Source organism: Myroides sp. LJL116, assembly GCF_054871685.1.
Window position 1 is genome coordinate 1 of the sequence record NZ_JBTXLR010000014.1, and the last position, 22644, is coordinate 22644.

The window sequence follows — 22644 nt, forward strand, 5'->3', positions numbered from 1 at the left end:
TTATAATGTGGGTTCGCGCCACTTATAATATTCCAAAAGTAAAAATAATTAGACAATATACAATGGTCCAAGAAGTATCTTATGGATCTCAAGCACAAGTTGATTTTGGATTTTATAATATGAGAACCACTAGTGGAAGAGTTGTAAAAGTACAGTTCTTCTGCATGGTATTATCGAGATCGCGTTATAAGTATATAGAGTTTAGCGACATACCTTATAATTGCACTAGAGTTATTCAGGCTCATGAAAACGCCTTTTCTTTCTTTGAAGGAATCCCAGGTCAAATAGTTTATGATCAAGATAGGTTATTTATGGTAGATGAAAATTACGGTGATCTAATATTGACCAAAGAATTTAGTTCTTATGTGAAGTCCCGTAAAATGGATACTCATTTTTGTCGCAAAGCAGATCCAGAAAGTAAAGGCAAAATCGAAAATGTAGTGAAGTATGTAAAACAAAACTTCCTGTACAACCGTATGTTTACTACCTTAAATGATTTAAATAAAGCAGCCTTACTATGGTTAGAGCGCACTGCTAATGCAAATGAACACGGTACAACAAAAAAATCACCACAAGATGAATTTGTTATAGAGAAGGAATTCCTCTTTCCTTGGTATGCTTTAGAATTACAAGTTAAAGCTCAATACCCGAGTTATACTGTCCACAAAGACAATAAGATATCTTACAAAAGCAACTTATATAGTCTTCCAATTGGAACTTACCAAGGTCCTCAAACGAAAGTTCTTGTCAAGATAGATAATGAATATTTAGTCCTTTTAACTTTAGAAGAACAGGAAATATGCAGACACGTTTTATCCGCTTTAAGAGGGCAGAAAATTATAGCTAGGAACCACAAAAGAGATCTGCGCTATACTCTGGAGCAAATGATGGAGAGCTTTTCCGAATTGTTTGAAGATAAACAACTTGCCTTAGAATGGATTTCTATTACTAAAGATGTTAATCCGAGGTATTTACGTGAACAAATCCAAGTAATAACTCGTGCGATACAAGACATCGATACTAACATTGTAAGTCGGGCTTTAGAGTTTGCTGTCGAAAATAAAATTAATACCGCTAGCGACTTTAAGGCTATTGTTCAAATGTTTGCTAAACAACCAAAGCCAACGCAACAACCTAAAATTATACAGTTAAACCCTCTAAATGGCATATCAGATAAATTGCGAGAACTTACCCCACAACAAAGTGAACTAGATAGTTACGATCAATTTTTCTCCTAAAACTGTTCACTTACAACCGGAATCAATAAATTCCTTGGAGCCTGCTCCAGGGAATTTCCAAATCACTTTAATATGGAAACACAAAAACAAGAAATCAAAAAGCTATGCACTAGCTTTAGACTCTCTACAATAGCAGAGAACTTTGAAGAGACGATCCAAGAGGCTGAAACAAATCAAATTGGTTTTGTACAATTTACCTTAAACCTACTTCAACAAGAAGCTGCAGTTAGACATCAAAGAGATCAGCTCAGAAGGATTAAACTAGCTAATCTGCCTAAGGCTAATAACTTAGATAATTACCAAACAGATAAAAATGGCCTAACTCCTGAGCGTTTAGCTCAATTACGAGAGTTAAATTGGGTAGACCAATTGTTTAATATTGTAATAATGGGACCAAGTGGTACAGGAAAAACTATGTTGGGAGCAGGCCTAGCGATGGATGCTATAAAAAGTGGTTATCGAGTGTATTTTAGAACAATGGATGAGATATTAAATACTCTAAAAACCAAGGATTTTGTAAAATCCCAGGCTACTCAATACAAAAACTTACTAAAAGCTAATATCCTTGTTTTAGATGATATTATGTTATTTCCTGTAGAAAAGTCTTTAGCTGTAGCCTTCTTTAATTTTATAAATCAGATCTACGAAACAACCTCATTAATTATCACAACGAACAAAAAACCAAGTGATTGGGCTAAAATGTTAGATGACGAAATAATAGCAACTGCACTTTTAGATCGTATTTTATTTCGCTGCGAAGTAATTAACTTAACAGGAGAAAGTTATAGGTTAGAAAATAGAAAAACTTTCTTTGAACCGTAGAAATATTATTCTATTTTTGAAATAGACTATGAAAATATTCTTTGCAAAGTTGTGCAGTCTTGTTGCCAAAAATGCTGCACTCTTAATTGCCAAAAATGCTGCAGATCTATTTGCCGTTTACAATTATTATCAGAAATGGCTCAATCATTAGGTTATCAAAAACTGAAACAGACTTCAATCCAAAGAAATTATTCACCTCAAGCTCATTTAAATCAAAGTAATGAAAATTGGAGCTATCAGCAAACTGCTAAAAACTTTTTTGAATCCGGAGCCGAAATGCATAAACTTTGGATAGCTCATTTTAAAGACTCAAATAATCATAATGAAACTGATAATGTTGAAGATTAATGAAAGTAAGAGGTAATAACTAAACTTTCGCCTTGCCTGAAAAGTACTAAATGACATGGAAATTACTGAATATAGCACACATATTATTAAATAATGGGTATTCTGGACTGATCCGAAATTTTTCTAGGATATTGCGATGAAAGTGGGGAAGAACTCGGTACGACTGAAACACCCAAAAAATATTGCTTATCCTTTGTAATTATGAAAATCTATTTATAAGCTTTTTGGGGTATCTAACTTATAAAAGTAGTGTTGAAATGCGAGTTTAAGAATAGTAAAAGATTCGGAGTCGTTCAGTGGTTGTGTTTTTTTTTGAGACGAGATTTTTTATGATGTTAGAATATCGAAAATACTATTCCTTACTTGTAACTTTTTCAATAAGAGTAAGATATTTTTGACATAATTTTGCATGTTGAGGGTGAACATTATAATCAATATATCTTGCTGTAAAACTACAGTTCATTAAGAATGAGTATTCTACAGCTATAGTAGGAAGTCCAACCTGGGTTAATTGACAGGTTGCTTCATGTTTTCCTTTGCAATTTAGTGCTTTAAATACATCTTCAATTGACTCGCATAAAACTCCATTGTATTTGCCAGGTAGTAATTTATGATGAATAAAATGAAGAGCAGAATAGAATGCCGTAGTATTTGCCCAATCTAAAAAAACACCTTCAGAGTATAATTTTTCTGAAAGTTTTTTATTACGCAATGCATGTTTTAGTTTACTCATTTGACACTTTTAAAAATCCATCCATTTTAAGTTCGTTTGAATTTAAATTTTCATTTTGAATAAATAGATATTGAATATTTATTTGAAACTCTTCTTTAAACTTATTTTGGAAATAGAAAGAATGTTTAAAAAAAGATTCGATAAAATCCTCATTGAAAGTGTTTTGTAGTTTTGTAACAATCAAAAATTTAAAACCAAAAGGATTTACATAAAAGTCATCCGTGTCAAACCCTTCTTCTTCAAGTTTTCGAATTAAGTCTAAACCATAAAGAAACATTTGAGTTGAAGCCCTTGTAAATTTGTTTTTTAAATTTTCTAATGCTTTCTTACCTCCATTTTCTTCCCCTTTTTGAAATGCATCAATAACATAATCAACATGGAAATATCGATCGATTAAAACGTCTTTTGATTCAGTTTCAATAGTTTTTAGATAATTTTGTAGATCTTTCGAAATAGTACTTGACATAATAAATGTATTGTTACTATTAACCTTTTAGTAGGTAACAGTTATTCTTACAAAAATACGCATTATTTTTTAGATATAAAAAACATTATATAAGGTAGTTAGACCCTAAATTCTTCAGTCACTTATTATTTATTGGTTAATAGAAATAGTTTTTTTCGCAGGACTTTACTAGAAAAGTTAACAGTTTAAATTTATGCACAACATGCAGTAGAAAAAGTAGTTATAAGGTGGTAATAAGATTAATGTTATATGCATTTTTATATCACTTTGTTCATAAACAAATTTTAATTCCCTCTTAGTTATTTAATTATCTTGACTTGGTTAAGTATTCTGGTTTAAAGGGAAATTAATTTAGTATAACTCACTTATATTTAAAGGGATATACAAATACGATTTTAGGTCTTAGTTAGGTATATAACTAGTAACGCAGATAGATAATTTTTAATAGTCTTTTGTCTAGTTACCTTTCTATTTGAAAAGGTAGTTTATTAAGTCTTTATTTTTAGAACCTAACGATGCGGTAAAGAGAGTTAATCCAAGTTTTTACTCATTTAAGTACTTTGGCTTGCTAACTTGCTTGATACATCACTATTCTATAATTAGCATATTTTTTATTTTACATCTTTTCAAAGTAGATTCTTATAGTTTTTGAAAGGATTCTATTTCTCTATAATTACTTTTCAATTCATTGAAATATTGTGAGTTAAAATGAATAGTAATTGTAGTTTACTTATTTTTTTAAATATGTAATAATTTACTTAAATGATAGAAATTATACATTTTTTTAGAGTACACTCTTTTTAAAAGTTAATTTTTTTTACTTTTTGTGTTTATTATTACCATAAAATAGTAAAAACACCGTATTTAATTTTATTGCTTATTTTCTTTTTTCGTAATTTTCAAACTGAATATACAAAAATAAAGAAGGATATGCAGTTAGATATTAAAGAAAGTAAAGTTAATCATAGGTCCAGAAGGAATTTATTGATTATCATTTTAAATGTTATTTTACTATTTACATTATTACATACTTTACCTTATGAGCCAACGGTGAATAAGGGTTTAGCATTACTAGTTTTCGTTGCAGTTTTATGGCTTACTGAAGCCATACACGTAACTACCACCGCGGTGTTTGTACCAGTTTTAGCCATTGCATTAGGTTTGACAGATGTGCAACCGGCTTTAGCTTCCTTTGCTGATCCTACTATTTATTTGTTTTTAGGAGGTTTTGTTCTAGCAGGGGCTTTGCATGTGCAAAAGTTAGACATTGTTATTGCTAGTAAGATTATGTATTTAGCCAAGGGAAGATTACTTTATGCTGTTATGTATTTGTTTGTAGTAACCGCCCTTTTATCCATGTGGATAAGCAATACAGCTACAGTGGCTATGATGCTACCTTTAGTCACAGGTATTTTAAGTCAATTAGATAAAAAACAAAATAGGAACACTTATGTGTTTGTTCTATTGGGAATTGCTTATAGTGCCAGTATTGGAGGGATGGGAACTGTGGTGGGAAGTCCACCTAATGCTATTGTAGCCTCTCAATTAGACTTATCTTTTGCACAGTGGATGAAAATGGGACTTCCAATGGTTGCTTTGCTATTACCTTTAATGATTGGGGTTATTTACCTTATTTTTAGGCCAAAGTTAAATTTAACCTTTGAGCATTCTATGGAGGTAGTTCCTATGAATAGACAAAGATGGATTACTTTAGGAATCTTTTTACTTACTGCTTTTGCTTGGATTTTTAGTAATGAGCTTAATCCCTTATTTGCTAATTTAGTTGGCTTTGAAGGCAAATTTAAAAGCTTTGATACCTTTATTGCTTTAGCAGCTTTTATTCTAATTTGTACCTCTCAGGTTTCTAGATGGAAAGATTTACAACACAATGTAGACTGGGGTGTACTATTATTATTTGGTGGAGGACTAACTCTAAGTATGATATTACGTGATTCTGGTGCTAGTAAAGTAATGGCGGATTTATTAGTTTCCTTTATCAAGGGAAGCCATATCTTTTTTATAGCTTTAGTAATTTCGTTTTTCATTATATTTTTAACCGAGTTTACCTCCAACACAGCTAGTGCCGCTTTATTAGTGCCTATATTTATTTCTATCTCTCAAGAACTTGGCATGCCTCCATTAGGACTATCGATGATTATTGGTCTTGGCGCATCTTGTGCTTTTATGCTTCCTGTAGCAACCCCTCCAAATGCTATTGTATTTGGAACTGGAGATATAAAGCAAAGAGATATGATGAAGGCTGGTGTTGTACTTAATATTATCTGTGCCTTTGTAATTGCTATAGTAGCATATTATTTTTGGCTTTAGGTGATTAGAAGTTATACTATAGTTACTACATAAAAAAGAGCTTAGGATAAACCTGGTGTAGAAATTTTTTTAAAAATTCCTACACCAGGTTTTTTTATGGCTTGTTTCCTTTGCCTATACAGGTAGGTTAGGGGTAAATTATTAGAATAATAGATAGGGAATTACTTGATTATATAGAGATTTTTTTATTATAAAGATATTCAATACTAAAAAGTAATTGTTATATGTTTTTCTTATAGTGCTATCATTTATAACATTGATAAAGGCTGGTTTTTGCTGGGAAGTGGTGGTAAGTTTGCCCCAGTTAAAACAAGTAAAAACAACAAAAGTATATATCATATGTTTAAAAAAACGATAGCCTTAGGACTTATATTAAGTGCGAGTTTAGTGTCAGCACAAACTCTTACAACTAACTTCGGAGCTCCAGTTGGGGATAACCAAAACTCCAAAACAATTGGTAGAAACGGACAAGTATTATTAGAGGATATTCATTTAATAGAAAAGCTTGCAGCTTTTGATAGAGAGAGAATTCCAGAAAGAGTAGTTCACGCTCGTGGAGCAGGTGCTTTTGGAGAGTTTGTAGCAGATGCAGATTTCTCAGAGGTTACTAAAGCAGATTTCTTATCTGAAAAAGGTAAAGCAACTCCAGTGATGGTTCGCTTCTCAACGGTAACTCACCAAGCAGGTTCTCCAGAGACTTATAGAGACCCAAGAGGATTTGCAGTGAAGTTTTATACAGAAGAAGGAAACTATGATTTAGTGGGTAACAACTTACCAGTGTTCTTTATCCGTGATGCTATCAAATTCCCTGATATGGTTCACGCTTTTAAACCATCTCCACTAACTAATGGAGCGTCTAATCCAAATAGAGTGTTTGACTTTTTCTCTAATGTTCCAGAGTCTACACATATGTTAACTTGGTTATTCTCCGATTACGGGATTCCAGCTAACTACAGACAAATGGAAGGAAACGGAGTTCACGCTTACAAATGGGTAAATGATAAAAATGAGGTGACTTACGTAAAATATAAGTGGGTACCACGTCAGGAGATTAAAAACTTAACTCAAAAGCAAGCAGATCAAATTCAAAGCCAAAATATTGAGCATGCTACTTTAGATTTATACAATGCAATTGCAAACAATGATTACCCAATTTGGGATTTATATGTGCAAATGCTTAAAAAAGAAGATTTTGCTTCTTTAGACTTTAACCCAGTAGATGTAACTAAAGTTTGGCCAGAGAGCGTAGCTAAAATGGTAAAAGTTGGAACAATGACTTTAAACCAAAACCCTACGAACTACTTCCAACAAGTGGAGCAAGCTGCTTTTGCACCTTCTAACTTAGTACCAGGAGTGGAGCCATCGGAAGATAAATTATTACAAGGTCGTTTATTCTCTTATGCAGATACTCAACGTCATAGATTAACAGGGAACTTCCAACAAATCCCAGTTAATCAACCTAAAAACAAAGTAACTACATATAACCAAGATGGTTTTATGAGTATTAGAGAGCAAAGTGGAGATATCAACTACCAACCTTCTACTAATAATCCAAGTGTAAAGGAAGATGCTAAGTTCAAATATGCACCAGTTGTGTTTGAAGCTAATACACAAGCTGTACAACAAGTGATTGACAAGGAGAATAACTTCTACCAAGCTGGAGAGTTATACCGTTCTTTCTCTAAGAAAGATAAAGAGAACTTAATCCAAAACTTAAGTGGTGCTTTAAACAGTGTAGAAAACAAAGTTATTGTAGCTAAGATGATTGCACATTTTTACATGGCAGATCAAAACTATGGTAAAGCATTATTACAGGCAACTAAGATGAATCTTTCAGAAATAGAGCCTTACTTAAACAACTAATTAAAAAAATATAATCTAGTAAAACCAACACATAGAGATGAAAAAGATATTTTTAGTACTAAGCTGCCTATTATGTTTAACTCTTGTTCAAGCACAAGATGTTTTCCAACAAGCAAGAGGTGGTAACCCACAAGAATTAGAGCTTATCTTAAAGCAAGATCCAAGCTTGGTAAACCAAGTAAATCCACAAGGATTTAGTCCTTTAACTTTAGCGGTATATAACGATAATATAGATGGGGCTGAGGTTTTGCTAAAGTATGGTGCAGACATCAATACGCAAGATAATTCGGGTAATACTGCTTTAATGGGAGCTGTATTTAAAGGTAATCTCTCTATGGTAAAGTTTTTATTAGAACACTTCGCCCAAGTAGATATAGTAAATTATAACGGAGCTAGTGCACTTATCTTTGCAAGTACTTTTTCCAAAGCAGAAATTATAGAATTGCTATTGTCCTATAAAGCCGATAGGAACATAGTAGATAAGTTCGGTAAGACTGCTTTAGATCATGCTATCTTGCAAGAAAACACTCAAGTTATAGAATTACTTTCTAACTACAAAGAATCTTTATAAGGTTTTTTAAATTATAGTTGAAAAGGACTGTTTGCATACCATGCAGACAGTCTTTTTTTTTACCCCTATACCAAAAAAATAAAATGCTTTTAGATTATAGGGTTTATTATGCCTTTTCTGAATATTATTGTATATTTTATTAGTTATGGTCTTATTTACTTAGTGGTATGTGTTTTATTATGTTAAAATGAATTAAAATTATATATTTATTCGGGTGTTGTTCTTATTTAAAAAGGCAGGTGTACGGGATACTATTTACTCTTGATAGAAGTAATAATAGTACCCCATTACAAACAAAGCATAGGTAAAAAAACAAATGTTTAAAAAATAGGATTGGTTATGAAAGCTCGATTTCTATATAGTTTATTTTTTATTTTTACTCTAGGGGTAGCAAAGCAAAGTTTAGCAAGCAATAGTGCACTATTGCTAGTGGATTTGCAAGAAGGAGATTCCATAGTAGAAAAAAAGAATTTCTGGAATAAAGAAGTAGTAAAAATAGCCTTTGTACCTACTGTTTTTTTTGGTTCAACTGCAGCAACTAATGGAGCAAGAGACGATATATTGCAAACTAGGAATAGATATATTCCAGAGTTTTCCAACACTTTTGATGATTATTTACAATATGGACCTGGGGCTTTGGCCTTTGGTCTTAAAGCTGGTGGTGTACAGGGAAGAAATAACATGAAAAGAAGTGTTTATAATTACTTAGGTAGTATGGTAATTATGGGAATCTTTGTCAATAGTTTAAAATACTCTACCAAAGTGATGCGCCCGGATAACTCCAAGGCTAACTCTTGGCCATCAGGTCATGCAGCTACCGCTTTTGCAAATGCAGCTTTTCTAGATAAAGAATACGGTATGGTCAACCCAGGTTATTCCATTACTGGTTACTCTATGGCTGTTTTAACTGGAGTGGGAAGAAGCATGAATAATCGTCACTGGTCTTCGGATATATTAGCTGGAGCAGGTTTTGGAATTTTATCTACCAATCTTGCTTATTTTTTTATCGATAAGATATATGGCAATAAAGGGGATAACTTAAGTGTGCTCTCTAGGTTTACTTCCAACGGTAATCCATCCTTTTTAAGCGTTAAAATGGGAGCTAGTTTTAGTAGTGTAGATCTACTTGATTTTCATAGAAATGGGCCTGAAGCTAGAATTGGTTGGGAAGCTGGTTTTGAGGGAGCATATTTCTTTAGCCCTAGAGTAGGAGTTGGCTTAGACTTTACTACATCGGGTTACCCACTATCTTTAAAAGATTTTGAAGGTTTGCAAAATGATGTAGTTCTAGAGGAGTATAAATTGGATTACACTAGCTCTGCCTTGGGATTTTTAAATATTGCTGTTGGACCTTATTACAACCTAGAGTTATGGGATAGTTTTAATTTAACTTTAAAGGGAACTTTTGGGTATGCCTTTGGAGCAGCAGGAAAGTTAGAGGTAAAGCAAATGGATAAAGACATAGAGCTACCACAGAAAATGGCATCCAACTTAGTTGTTGCCACTTATAAACCTCATGGAGCTATTCGCTTGGGCTTTGGAGCGGCTTTTACCTATGATTTCACTTCTACTTTAGGAATAAGTCTGTATGGGGACTACGCCCATAGTAAACCTACTTTTTTCTTAACTCCTGAAAATCCTTTATTAAACAACTCTTCCTATGAAGCAACTTCAAAAAAGACAGATTTGCACTATGTGGCACTAGGAGTAGGTTTAAAGGCTTATTTTTAAGCGGTACTCTAGGTTAGTTCGGTCTTTTATTAATTGAAAACAAAGAGCTTTATGGAATATTTTTTTACATAAAAAATGTTAAAAATTATGTAGCACGAAAAAATTGATTTGTTTAGTTAATCTAATAATCCTATTTTCGTTGTGAAATGATACGACAACTGCACCATATCTTAACTAATTTAAAGCGATACCAATGGGTATATGCTGCTGTTTTTTTGGTGCTAATTTCCTCTTGTTCTATAAAAGGGGGAATTAAAAATTTGCTACACACAACTAGTGCAGAAACTTCTGTAGCTTTTGGTAGCAATACTGTAAAAGGAGCCTATAGTTTGACAAATGTGTCTATGGATAATTGTAGTATATACGAAGATCTTGACGCCAAAATTGTCAAGAGTCAACACTTAGATGTACAGGATCTTTTACCTGTGTTACTTTTTAGCGCTGCTTTATTTGGTCTATTTTTTCTGTTTTACACCTTCAAAGAACAGAATCATCCAAAATACTCCGATACCCGTAAAAGAGGCTATCGCATCCCATTATTCTTACAATACCAAAAAATCATTATTTACGCCTAGATGTTTGTTTTCACTAAGATATCCTTAGTGATCATAGAGACATTTTTGAATTAGATAATTATAGATTCTGTTTTAGAATCTACAGCAAATTACTACCGTAATATGATGAAATATATTTCGTTATCTACCCTTTGGTGGATAGCCATTACTATACCTCAAGGTGTGGTAGCTCAGCAAAGTACTTCTTTTGTATTAAGGGATTTGTGGACAGAGGTAGAGCAAAACTTCCCTGGATTACAATCCAAAACTGCTCAGGTAGAGTCAGTGGAATTAGACAAAAGAGCTACAAAGAGTAACCTATTACCTCAAATTAAATTACAAGGACAAAATAATTTTAGCACCTTAGAGCCTGCCATTGGAAGCTTTTTTGCTCAGCCAGGAACCTTCACCATTAACGGAAGCAAAATAGATAATGGTCAAAGTTCTACTACTTTTAGTACCTATGGATCTACCACTATGGAGTGGGAGGTATTTTCCTTTGGTAAAAATAGAGCAGATAATAAGTCTGCAGATGCCTTATATCAAAAGGCGCTAAGTGAGCAAGATACCTACATCTTAAGTGTGAAAAAGGAGCTCTCTCAAAGATATGTAATGTTCTTATATCAAAGGGCTAAATTGGATTGGTCCAACAAAAATATGCAGCGCCTAAAGGAAGTTACCAGCATTGCTTCTGGACTGTCTTTATCGGGTTTAAAACCCGTAGCGGATAGTCTATTAGCTAGCTCTTCTTATATGCAAGCTAGAGCAGAGTACAATAAAAACCAAGGATTAGAACAAGCCTCTTTAATTAAAGTATTAGAGCTAACTAGACAAAGTGATTTACCTCATGGGATAGATCTTCAGGTTTTTCTTAACCCTAGTTATTCTCTTGTAGAAGATAAGGCTGAGGTAGATTTGAATCATCCTATTTTAGAGGCCCTTGATAATCAGAAATCTTTTTATCAGTGGAGCGCAAAATCCCAGAGTAAAGGCTATTTACCTTCGGTGAATCTTTTAGCAGGTTATTCTGTGAGAGGTTCAGGGATAAACTCCACTGGAAATGTATCTGAAAACTATAGCAAAGGATGGGAAAATACAGCTAATAACTACGCCTTTGGTATTGGCATTACTTGGAACTTAACCCAATTGCATACCAAGAAAGTTACCTCTAGTGCGCTGCAGAAAAAAGCAAAGAGTACAGATTTACTTTGGAAGGAGTATTCTCAAGCTATGCAGGCAGATTTATTGGCTTTACAAGCTCAAAAGAGCCAGAGATACAAACAGCTTTTAGATACTAGTAGTGCAGTGGAACAATCTACTAATGCCTATAATATGTATCTAGCTCGATATAAAAGCGGGCTTATTTCTTTAAGTGAGTTATTGCAAATCCGCTTAGTATTGGAACAAAGTGAAAATACCCACTTACAAGCCTCTATGGATTATTGGCTATTGCTTTGCAACCAGGCTGAGCTGAGCAATGATTTCTCCTATCTATTTTCTAATCTTTAATCTAAGCTAAATGAATCTTATAAAATTTGCTTTGAGAAGACCAATAACCATTATGGTCTTGGTTCTTTCCATTGTTTTTTACTCTTACCATAGCGTAAAGAATATCAATGTGGATATATTCCCAGAGGTAGAGCTTCCAGCTATTTATATAGCCATGCCATATGGGGGATTATCCCCTGCGTATATGGATGGTTTTATGGCAAATGAATTCCAAAAAGTACTTTTATTTGTAAATGGAGTTCAGGGCCTTGACTTTAAAAGTGTACAAGGATTAACCCTTATGAAGTTAACCTTTTATCCAGGAACTAATATGGCCCAGGCCGCTGGGGAAGTATCTACTTTTACCAATCGCGCGATGGGATTCTTACCCCAAGGTGCTGTGCCGCCAATGGTGGTTCGATTTGATGGTAGCTCACTACCTATTGGGCAATTGGTATTTGAGAGTGATCAAAGATCGGTAAACGATATTAAAACCCTAGTGCTTACCAAAGTAAGGCCAATGTTTGCTGAGATACCTGGTATTACTGCTCCTGCGCCTTTTGGCGGGAATAACCGTTCTATTGTGGTAAACATTGACCCAGTAGCCCTTCAGGCTAATGGACTCTCTAGTGAAGAGGTAACTATTGCAATTACTAAAAACAGTTTACCCTCTGCAGCTGGGAATATTAGAATTGGAGATCAAAATTTAATGACCCCACTAAACTCCATAGCCAAAGGACCAGAGGAATTTTTAAACACCCCAATTACAACTAAGGATAAGCGCACCATTTACATCAAAGATGTAGCAAGTGTAAAGGATGATGGGGATAATACCACTGGTTATGCCTTAATTAATGGCAAAAGATCTGTCTATCTACCTATCATTAAAAAGGCGGATGCTTCTACCTTAGATGCAGTAGAAAACTTAAGGAATTCCATCTCAAGGATAAAAGAACAATTGCCAGAGGATGTACGTATTAGTTATGAGTTTGATCAATCTACCTATATTGAGCGCTCTTTAACCAATCTTATCCACGAAGGACTTTTAGGGGCAATTTTCACAGGACTTGTGATTCTACTTTTCTTAGGAGATACAAGAGGAGCGATTATAGTGGTTTTTACCATTCCTATTGCCATTTTATCTGCTGTAAGTGTTTTATACTTACTAGGACAAACCATTAATATTATGACCCTTAGTGGACTTGCTTTATCCATTGGTATTTTGGTTGATGAGGCCACGGTAACCATTGAGAATATCCACCAGCATATGGACTTAGGAAAGCCAAAACCCTTGGCTATTATAGATGCTTTGTATGAAATATCCATAGCTAAGATGCTTATCTTATTGTGTATTTTGGCTGTTTTAACTCCGGCATTTATCATGAGTGGTATTTCCAAAGATATGTTCATGCCATTATCCATGGCGGTTGCCTTTGCCATGATTGCCTCTTTTATTGCTTCTCAGACTTTTGTACCTATACTGGCCAATTGGATGATGAAAACAAAAAAGACAATTGTAGCCAATACTAGAAGAAAAAAAGCCTTTTTTGAAAAATTCCGTGTGAACTATTCCTTTAAAATGCGTAAATGGTCTACTAAGGCCTTGCCTTTATTTATAGGTTATGTAGTAGTGTGTGTGGCTTTGGTAGTTGCTCTTTTAAATGTGGTGGGAACCGATGTTATGCCAGTTTCTAATAATGGTGCATTCCAACTACGTATTGCTGCTAGTGATGGAAGTAGGTTAGAGGTGAGTGAGGAGTTAGTCAATAATATCACCCAAGATATAAAGGATATTACCCCAAATGGAGCGGTTAATCTTACTTCTGCATATGTTGGGATGCAACCTCCAGGATCGCCTATTAACCCTATATTTTTATTTACCTCTGCCTCTCACGAATCCGTGTTACAAGTATCTATTGATCAAAATTTATATAAAGGCTCTATGGAGGATTTAAAAGAGAATATTCGCCAGCATATAGCCCAGAAATATCCCGATATAGCCTTTAATTTTGAACCAATGGAGCTAACAGAAAAAATTATGGGACAAGGTGCAATGACTCCAATTGAAGTGAAAGTAGGAGCCAACCAGGTGCAAAATGCCTATAATTTTGCCAGTAAAATAGAAGAGAATTTAAAGAAAGTTCCCTATTTGAGGGATGTGCGTATAGTGGAGTCGATTTCTTATCCAACCTTGGAGATTAATGTAGATAGGCAACTTGCTGGAGAATTTGATTTAACCATGGCCGATATTCACAAGAGTTTAGTAACAGCAACTTCTTCTACACAGTTTAGTGATAAGAACTTATGGCTAGACCCTAGAAGTGGCTTGGTGTTCCAAACCCAGGTGCAGATTCCTCAGGGAATTATGCAGTCGGAATCTCAGTTAAGAGCTCTACCTATAAAAAAAGGAAGTTTAAGACCAGTATTGGAAGATGTAGCAACCATTAAACATACAACAAGTCCAGGACAAATAAACCGCAAAGGACCAAATAGATATGTAACTGTGATTGCCAATGTGTATAATAAAGATTTAGGATCAGCTTCTAAGGCAGTTAATAAAGCCATTAAAGATGCAGGAGACCCTCCTGTTGGAGCGACAATTTGGACCGAAGGTATGCTTAAATTACTTGAGGAGACTTTGGGTAACTTAGTAAGCGGTTTAGGTGTGGCAGTAATTGCTATATTTTTAATGCTATCGGCTTATTATCAGTCCTTTAAAGTACCATTAGTTATTTTGTCGGTTTTACCTGGGGTAATTGCAGGAAGTATGATTATGCTTTTTCTAACAGGTAGTACCCTTAATTTACAGTCCTATATGGGGATTATTATGTCTTTGGGAGTATCTGTTTCCAATGCCGTGTTACTTGTAAATCAAGCAGAGTATTACAGAAAGGATATGTGTCTAAAACCTGCTAATGCGGCGCGCCTTGCTGCCTCTTCCCGTTTAAGGCCTGTTTTAATGACTGCCGCAGCAATGTTTGCAGGTATGTTACCAATGGCTTTAGGTCTTGGGGATGGTGCAGAACAAGTTGCTCCACTAGCTAGAGCAGTAATCGGTGGACTTATTGCTTCCACAGTAACTATTTTATTATTAGTGCCTCATTTCTTCTCTTCTACTATGAATAGAAGTTCTATTAAGAGCCCTTCATTAGATCCTTATGACCCGAAGAGTGTTTTTTATAAAGAGACGGCAGACAACCATTGTTAATTTTAAACGTTTATTTACTATGTATCCATATATATTTAAAAATATAAAACCATTACTAAGCAGCTTCGTATTACCATTTATTGCTATTAGCTTATCGAGCTGTTCTGAAAACACTTCCAAAAGGGAGGTAGAACAAGTGCAGCAAACAACAACCATTACTTATCCAACAGAAAAAATTCAGCTGATTAATCCAGTGTTTCAGATTTCATTACCAGGAGAATTAGAACCTTATGAAAAAGTGGAGATTTACGCTAAGGTTGCTGGGTTTGTCGATCAAATCTTAGTGCAAACGGGAGACTATGTAAAGAAGGGACAGCTTTTAGCTGTTTTAAAAGCCCCTGAGATGCAGCATCAGGTTTTAGCCGATCAATCTAAGGTAGAAAAGGCATTTAGTGATTATACTTATGCTAAGCAAGCCTATGAGAGACTGCAAGAGGCATCTTTAACTAGCGGAGCTGTAGCTAGTATTGAATTAGATAGAGCTAAAGGAGCAGTGGATAGTAGTTTAGCAACTTACAACGCTCTTAAAGCAACTGCTACACAAAGTAATGAGCTGCGTGAGTATTTGAGAATTACCGCGCCTTTTGATGGGGTAATTACCTCTAGAGAGGTTTCTGTGGGAGCCCTTACTAATGCTTCAGGTAATACCGCTTTATTTAAGATGGCACAAGACGATAAGCTTCGTTTAGTGGTTTATTTACCACAAAAGTATTCTTCTGCATTAAAAATTGGAGCTAAAGTTAGCTTTACAGTAAGTTCTGTGCCCAATAAAGTATTTGAAGCGATAGTGTCTAGGACTTCAGGAGTGCTGAATCAAAAGGATAGATCACTTTATGTAGAAATAGACATTGACAATGTAAATAACGTTTTACATGGGGGAGATTACGCTCAGGTTAAGTTAGATTTACAAAGGGATAATCCTACTTATTGGGTAGCTACTCCAAGTATATTACACACTCAAATGGGGAGTTTCGTTTATGTAATCAATGAAGATCAAATCAAGAAAGTTAGTGTGGAGTTAGGACAAACCATGGATGCCACTACAGAAGTTTTTGCCGAATTTGATCCTTTGGACAAGGTTATTATAAAGCCTACTGAACAAATAAAACCAGGTAAGATTTCTCTTTAGATTTGTATGTTTTATCCCGATTTAAAGTTGTAACTAATTAGATATAAGTATCCTTATAGCATTACTAAATTGGTTTTTAAAGTAAACCCCTTTTCATTTAGTGTTAAGGGGTTTTTTAGATATATTTTCTGTGGTATCTAGCAATAATGAACTTGGAGTAGCGATAATAAACCTACTAGGTTTATTATGCTTTTGTAGGTTTATTGTTTTGATAATCATATGTTTTATGTTTTTTTACACTAGTGCAATTTTGATTTCTGATGATAGTACTATCTAGTATAGTACTATATAGTTTTAAAATTATGATTATTAGTAATATATGACCTATAAGTTTAAATTTGATATAGCAAAGCTATCCAAGTGAAATATATGTTATTGAACAATAGATTTACGAGCAAATCTGAATGGAGTCTTTTAACGTGAGTTTTTTTAGCCCTGCACAGATTATTTATTTATAATGCTAAGGATACTTTTATATTACTTCAATTGGTTTATTTGTCTGTTTATACTTTTTATATAATCTACTTTTAATTCTTCCGATAGAAAGGATTCTCTAATTAGCTTTTCTGCTTTAGGTAGCCATTTTGAGATACGATTGAAAACAGAGCTCATTTGCTTTTCGTTAAGTTGTAATAGGGAGGCAAATTGCTCGAAATATTTTCGATTATGATTTTTCTTTTTACCCCCTAATAATAAAGCTATTTCTTCATCGTCTTTTGGTAGAATTATTTTCACATTCAATAAATCATAAGCAGGAGCCAAAACCCACCCAGCATCCGAATGTATCATTGAAAAGTTTTTTAGATGCATATCATTGTTTCCAATAATAAAATTAAACACTGTTAACTCAAAAAAACGAAACTTGTCTAATAAAGTATGCGTGGATAATTCACCAATAGTTTTTCCTAATTGTTCCATGGTACCTAGATATTTACTTTCCAGTTCTAAAATCTGCAAAAAATCAATCATGTGAATTTTTGTGTTTTGAGGTGTTCGATCAATACGTTTTGTTAGATAACACAATTCCCCAGATGCTAAACGTATTAATGATGAAGAGACAACGGATATTTTAAACAATTCAGCTAATCGCATCGATAAATGCTCATTTTCGGGCATTTGCTTGAATTGTTCGTTTTGTGGTTTTAGTATATAGAAACCTTCCAAGGCGTCTAAAATAGTCATCCTACCTGAAGTTCCATCTTGCAGAGCATCATTAATTACGCCCATGGATAGTTTTGGTTGAACTCCAGGTACAGTTACTGATCGCTCTACTACTTCTTTTGCAAGAGAGACCATATCGCTCATTTTATAGGGTAGTACAGGAGCTATTTTTGAATCAAAGAATTTCTGAGCGCATTTTTCATGATATTCTTGTGTTACATCTGCTTGCAACCCTTGATAACAATACAAACATTTATTCATTTTATTCTAATTTAGAGGATGAACACTTACGGCACCAATACAATTTTGACAACAAGCTAAAAGCAACCCCATGCGGTCATTTTGATTGATTTTCCAACTATCTGTAGCAATGTTTAATAGCCATCCTTCAGGAATTAACCCATCAAAAAAAGCAAATAAATGTTTACTATGATAACTGTGCTTATTAACTGGCATTTGAAATGTAATAAAACGTTCTGGGAAATTTTCTATATATTCAGGTAAGTATTCAAAAACGTAAGTCCCTTGATCCGTTTCAGTTAAGACTCCCGCATCAACAGTATTGTATTTAATTAAAGCTTGTCGCATAATTCCTTAATATTTATAGGTCCTAAGGTATGCCCAAACATCAATAATACTTGATTCACTTTAGACATACTTAAATTATCTTTTCCTTGTTCTATCTTACGAATTACAGTTAAAGCTACTCCAGCTCGTTCCGCAAATTCTTCTTGAGTAAATCCTGTTTTTTTACGTTGTTCCTTTACAAAATTTGCCAGTGATTGTTTCATAATTATATGCAATTACATTGATATTGGTCTTTATTTTAAATTTATATGCAAATGAATATAAATAAGTATAAAGATAATGAATTATATGTAAAAGAATATAAAATCAGTTAATAATTTTTAGGTAGGTTTATATGTTGCTATTGATGTATATTAACAGATTTGTGGAAAATGATTTCTCTATAGTCTATGGCTTTATTTCTACAATAGCACATTGCTTATATCCGATGTTCCCTTTATTCTTTATATATCTGAGCTGATTAGTAAGCATTTTAGCCTTTTCAATATTAATATTAGGTATGTTACTATGTTGATGGGTATAAACCCATAGAATTATCTTATAAAAAGCTTTCTAAGTCAGCAGTAAAAGGGTTATTTCACTATCTCTATATTTTCATTCTGATTTAGAAATATTGCAATAGGATGTGTCATTAAAACATACGCTTTCTGTTATTTATATGTGAAGGAATATAAATCAATGTAAATGCATAAAAATATATGTAAATAGATATAAAATGAATGTTCTTATAAAACTCAAGACTTCAAGTCTGGAGTAACAACACTAGTGTTCGTATGAGAGATTATCACTGTTTACAACTATAGGCTCATCATAACAATAGTCCTTTGGCTGTTGCATTGTTTTACAAAAGAATAAGATAGATCTGAATATAGCTATTTTGTCATTTATTTATAGATCAAGGGTATTTGTTAATTTAACTATCACGACTTCCCCTGCTATAAAGAGCAAATAATTTTATCTGTCAAACTAGGTCGCTTTTTTACCATAAAAAATCTTATTCGTGCACTTTTTGTATAAATAAGAGTTTTTGCTCGTTTTTTACTCTAGATGAAGCGAAGAGCTTTCAGTCCCTATGTTTGGCTAACTTATTAATTTACATTGAAATTCTTCTTTATAATCTAGTTGTAAAAAGATAATCTATCCCTGTTCTGGAGCTGTTAGATGTAGCAAAGCTTTACGTAGAGTAAAGTTTAAAAAATGGCTATTTCAAGGGATAGTTCACAAGGGGTCAAAGCGGTAATTTTACGTTTATATTTTGAAAGGTCTCTCTTTTGTAATTTACCCTATCTATAAGGGGTACAATAAGAGGACTATGCAAAACTAAAAGTTTAGATTATGAAACTATTACAAATACTACTGTTAGGAATACTTTCTTTTAGTTGCCAAAAGCAAGCTACTTCCCAGGCAAACTTTACATTTAAAAATGGAAGTATAGACTGGGTACCTTATTTAAAAAAAGACGGCAGTTATATTTATGTAGATAAAGAAGGTAATCACAAGATAGACCAAACCTTTGTGTTTGCGGAGCCATTTCTATCCTCAGGACATGCCTTAGTACTCAATGATATAGGCAATCAAGGTGTTATAGATTCACTAGGTAATTTAGTAGATCCTTTTAGTGAGCATAGTAAATATTTATGGCAAGTTAGTGGGGTCACTCTACTATTTAAGTATAGAGAGTTTGAAAAGAAGCTTCCTTTCTATAAGTGGGATTTTAATATTCTTTCCTCTTCCATTAAAAAGACAGCCACTTATATGCAGGTAAATTTAGAGGTAATAGAAACAGGACAAGTATTAGTAGATACTTCTTATGATTACTTAAATTCTTCTAGTAGTCCTGTAGATATAGAAGTGATAGATACCAAAGATATCCTGGTAGATGGTAGTTTATATACTTTTAAAAATGGGCGTTTTTCAAAAGTGAAAAAGAGCATAGAGAGCGCTTTATCTAATGATAAATACATTGTATCTAAAGGTAAAGAATTTGCCTTCTACGATGCCTCTTTAGACAAGGAAGTGATAACCAATTTAGTTCCACAAGAGACTATTAGTTTTGAATATGAAGGGAATACCATTGTACTGGATTCTTTGCACAAAGAGAGATTTGCAAGTTTGCCTAAAGTCCTGCAGGATAAAAAAACAAAACAAACCTATATCTGTCCCAAATATGATAAGCCTTTACCTCAAATCATACAAAGCGCAACAAAAGAGCAATTGGACTTCTTAACCCAAAGCCAGCTGGTACTTTCGATTTCTGATACTCCCTATTTTTTAGTAGGACGTTTTAATTACAACCATGATATATGGGCATACGATTTTATATATCTAGATCAAAAGGGAAACCTATTAGATAGCATTGAGCCCAATTCCTTTTATGTAGTAGATCAAATAGGAAGACTTATTTGGCCAACCAAGTTTGATTTATTGAGTAGTCAAGAATTGGAAGAACCTGGTTCTATTGGTACAATATATAGAGTAGGAGAGGGTAGTCCCTTGTACATAGTCAGTAAGAAGGAAAATGATCAAGAATATTTAAGAGGAATCTGGAATACAAAGACCAAAACCTGGGAGGTTTTACCTTCTTATTGGGAGATTGAAATTTTAGATAGTGAAAATGAAATTTTTGGTTTACAAAAAGGCAAAGAGGATCCCTTTTTCCTATATGATAATTCAAGTAAGTATATGGAGCAAAACACAGGGTATAGTAGAATGCAATCCAGTGGTCTTGTAGTGCCAGTGCAAGAATCAAACAGACCTTATTATATGGATTTTAAAACTAATACTACCTATAAAGAATAAACTATACTTTACTAGCTGCCTAGAATATAACGATGGTGTTCTAAGCTAAAGAACTCCACAAAACATTTTTTAATAAAAAGGATTGGTTAATCTAGGCTCTTAAGTCAATAGTAGTAAAAAAGGAAATCATTGACCTTGGAAAATACCTAAAGAATATGTTTAAAAAATTAATTTTCAGTTTTATTTGCCTTACTGGATTCTTAGAAAGCAAAGGACAAAATAACATAGATATGCAGAATTTATCTTCTTTAAAGCCCCTTGTTGAGGTTCTTGAGCAAAAGAGGGTGATAGCTTTGGGAAATGGTGCAAATGCAAGCAAGGAGTTTAACCAAGTTAGCATAGAAATTATAAAAGAATTAGTTCAAAAAAAAGGATATACTTTGGCCTTCGAAGCCAACCATTGGGATGTGTATAAGCTTAGTTTAATGTTGGAGTATAATAGGGGCTTTCAACATAGTATGTATATAGCCTTAGATCCTTTATGGCAAAGTACAGAGTTAGAGTTGTTTTTTTACTGGCTGAAAAGATACAATGAGCAAAATACAGAAAAAGTACAATTAGTAGGACTTGATACCTATGATTTATCCCAGGTTGTTATGGAACTTGAAATGGATCGTATTTATATGGAGTTTGCTTCTGATATAGATTTTTTAAAACAGTGTACAAAAGAGTTAGATAAGTTTTTATTAAAAGTACATCAAAACGAGTCTTATAGCGCTTTAGAGTACCATAACGCTATTCAACTCTCCAAGCTTATTTATAAGCATATGATAGAATTAGAGCAAAAAATTCAAGGCAAAGACATTAAGCTTGTAAGAGTACAAAAGGCAGCTTGGCAGTATTTAAAGAATTCCTTTATCCTTATTAAAGACTTACCTATAGATAAAGATAGTGTCACTAAAGCCGAGTTAGAGGCTGTTGTAGTTGTAGATTGGCTTTTATCCCAAAAAGATAATAAAGTTATTATATGGGGATTTAATAGTAATATAGCCTTGAGAACTTTAGTAAATAAACCTTTAGGAGCTTATCTTAAAAGTAGTCTTCAAGATAATTATTATGCCTTAAGTACTTTACCATCAAGTGGTGAAACTTGGATAAAAACCAAAGATACCTTAGATACTCTTTCCCCAATAGTAAGGCGTGAGAAATATACTTTACCTCTTATAGAAAAAGACTCTTGGAATAAGTATTTTCTTACCCAAGACAAGGATACCTTTTTTATAGATTTAAATAAGGAAGATAGCTCATTAATTTCCCTGCAAGAGTTGGACCTCTACTTAAGTAATCCTTGGAAAAACGGTAGAGAATATTTACACTACTCAAAAATTCGATTAAAGGACTATTTTGATGGTATTTTGTTTTTCAAACAAACTAGTGTTCCAGATTATATGCGCATACGTCCACTTCGTTAAAACAAAAAAAGGCCATAAAGTGAGTTAGAAGCTTTTTCTTTTGAAGTAATCTTTCCACAGTGATTCTCTAAAGGATTTCCACTTGCCACATTACATATAGGAATGCTTATTTGTTGATTACTCATGGCTTATTAATTATTTTTGATTTTAAAGTTATATGACTTTAAAAAAAGATAGTAAATAAGTGCTACTACTAAGGTGTAGC

Annotated in this window: 19 protein-coding genes; 13 read left to right on the forward strand and 6 right to left on the reverse strand. The window is 33.5% G+C overall.

The features are described 5' to 3' along the window. From ACYSNM_RS10605 to ACYSNM_RS10615, 3 genes are all read left to right on the forward strand, one after another. Positions 1-1238: IS21/IS408/IS1162 family transposase (locus ACYSNM_RS10605; RefSeq protein WP_461756882.1), on the forward strand; the 1238-nt coding region annotated here is incomplete at its 5' end. A 72-nt stretch (positions 1239-1310) separates the two neighbouring features. Beyond that, positions 1311-2060 (forward strand): IS21-like element helper ATPase IstB, encoded by a 750-nt coding sequence (gene istB, locus ACYSNM_RS10610; RefSeq protein ID WP_461756883.1) that lies wholly within the window; start codon positions 1311-1313, stop codon positions 2058-2060. 51 nt (positions 2061-2111) lie between these two features. Continuing rightward, the gene (locus tag ACYSNM_RS10615; RefSeq protein WP_461756884.1) at positions 2112-2408 is read left to right on the forward strand and encodes a DUF6680 family protein; all 297 of its coding nucleotides are present in this window, start codon (positions 2112-2114) and stop codon (positions 2406-2408) included. Between the two features lie 352 nt (positions 2409-2760). Here ACYSNM_RS10615 and ACYSNM_RS10620 read toward each other — a convergent pair whose 3' ends face one another. Together ACYSNM_RS10620 and ACYSNM_RS10625 are read right to left on the reverse strand one after the other, a co-directional pair. Continuing rightward, entirely contained in the window at positions 2761-3141 is a 381-nt protein-coding gene (locus tag ACYSNM_RS10620) for a hypothetical protein (RefSeq protein WP_461756885.1), read from the reverse strand. Further along, positions 3134-3607, reverse strand: coding sequence for a hypothetical protein (locus ACYSNM_RS10625; protein ID WP_461756886.1), 474 nt, complete (start codon positions 3605-3607; stop codon positions 3134-3136). Before ACYSNM_RS10625 ends, ACYSNM_RS10620 begins: the two co-directional genes overlap by 8 nt. A 930-nt stretch (positions 3608-4537) precedes the next feature. Here ACYSNM_RS10625 and ACYSNM_RS10630 point away from each other — a divergent pair. The 8 genes from ACYSNM_RS10630 (at position 4538) to ACYSNM_RS10665 (ending at position 16479) form a co-directional block, all read left to right on the forward strand. After that, a complete protein-coding gene (locus ACYSNM_RS10630) occupies positions 4538-5935 on the forward strand; it encodes an SLC13 family permease (RefSeq protein WP_461756887.1) in 1398 nt (465 codons plus the stop codon). 339 nt (positions 5936-6274) lie between these two features. Then, positions 6275-7798, forward strand: coding sequence for a catalase (locus ACYSNM_RS10635; protein WP_461752823.1), 1524 nt, complete (start codon positions 6275-6277; stop codon positions 7796-7798). A 37-nt stretch (positions 7799-7835) separates the two neighbouring features. Further along, a complete protein-coding gene (locus tag ACYSNM_RS10640) occupies positions 7836-8369 on the forward strand; it encodes an ankyrin repeat domain-containing protein (protein WP_461756888.1) in 534 nt (177 codons plus the stop codon). Between the two features lie 339 nt (positions 8370-8708). After that, on the forward strand, positions 8709-10100 hold the full coding sequence (locus tag ACYSNM_RS10645) for a phosphatase PAP2 family protein (protein ID WP_461756889.1): 1392 nt from the start codon (positions 8709-8711) through the stop codon (positions 10098-10100). Between the two features lie 146 nt (positions 10101-10246). Further along, positions 10247-10675 (forward strand): hypothetical protein, encoded by a 429-nt coding sequence (locus tag ACYSNM_RS10650; RefSeq protein ID WP_461756890.1) that lies wholly within the window; start codon positions 10247-10249, stop codon positions 10673-10675. A gap of 102 nt (positions 10676-10777) precedes the next feature. Further along, positions 10778-12163 (forward strand): TolC family protein, encoded by a 1386-nt coding sequence (locus tag ACYSNM_RS10655; protein ID WP_461756891.1) that lies wholly within the window; start codon positions 10778-10780, stop codon positions 12161-12163. A gap of 10 nt (positions 12164-12173) precedes the next feature. Continuing rightward, entirely contained in the window at positions 12174-15350 is a 3177-nt protein-coding gene (locus tag ACYSNM_RS10660) for an efflux RND transporter permease subunit (protein ID WP_461756892.1), read from the forward strand. Positions 15351-15369: 19 nt separating this feature from the next. Next, positions 15370-16479 (forward strand): efflux RND transporter periplasmic adaptor subunit, encoded by a 1110-nt coding sequence (locus ACYSNM_RS10665; RefSeq protein WP_461756893.1) that lies wholly within the window; start codon positions 15370-15372, stop codon positions 16477-16479. 477 nt (positions 16480-16956) lie between these two features. On the opposite strand, the gene ACYSNM_RS10670 is transcribed toward ACYSNM_RS10665, so the two are convergent. The 3 genes from ACYSNM_RS10670 to ACYSNM_RS10680 are packed head-to-tail and all read right to left on the reverse strand — an operon-like array spanning position 16957 to position 18431. Beyond that, entirely contained in the window at positions 16957-17901 is a 945-nt protein-coding gene (locus tag ACYSNM_RS10670) for a HipA domain-containing protein (protein WP_461756894.1), read from the reverse strand. A gap of 6 nt (positions 17902-17907) precedes the next feature. After that, positions 17908-18228 carry a HipA N-terminal domain-containing protein gene (locus ACYSNM_RS10675; protein WP_461756895.1) on the reverse strand — a complete coding sequence of 107 codons (321 nt, stop codon included), beginning with the start codon at positions 18226-18228 and terminating at the stop codon, positions 17908-17910. Then, complete coding sequence (locus ACYSNM_RS10680) at positions 18213-18431, reverse strand: helix-turn-helix domain-containing protein (RefSeq protein WP_461756896.1); 219 nt, start codon at positions 18429-18431, stop codon at positions 18213-18215. The genes ACYSNM_RS10675 and ACYSNM_RS10680 overlap by 16 nt, the downstream gene beginning before the upstream one ends. Positions 18432-19563: 1132 nt before the next feature. Between ACYSNM_RS10680 and ACYSNM_RS10685 the strand changes: the two genes are divergently transcribed. Continuing rightward, entirely contained in the window at positions 19564-21027 is a 1464-nt protein-coding gene (locus ACYSNM_RS10685; RefSeq protein ID WP_461756897.1) for a hypothetical protein, read from the forward strand. Positions 21028-21182: 155 nt separating this feature from the next. After that, entirely contained in the window at positions 21183-22439 is a 1257-nt protein-coding gene (locus ACYSNM_RS10690) for an erythromycin esterase family protein (RefSeq protein ID WP_461756898.1), read from the forward strand. Here ACYSNM_RS10690 and ACYSNM_RS10695 read toward each other — a convergent pair. Continuing rightward, positions 22436-22564, reverse strand: a complete 129-nt coding sequence (locus ACYSNM_RS10695) for a hypothetical protein (RefSeq protein ID WP_461756899.1) — start codon at positions 22562-22564, stop codon at positions 22436-22438. The two genes, ACYSNM_RS10690 and ACYSNM_RS10695, sit on opposite strands and share 4 nt — an antisense overlap. Positions 22565-22644: the final 80 nt, after the last annotated feature.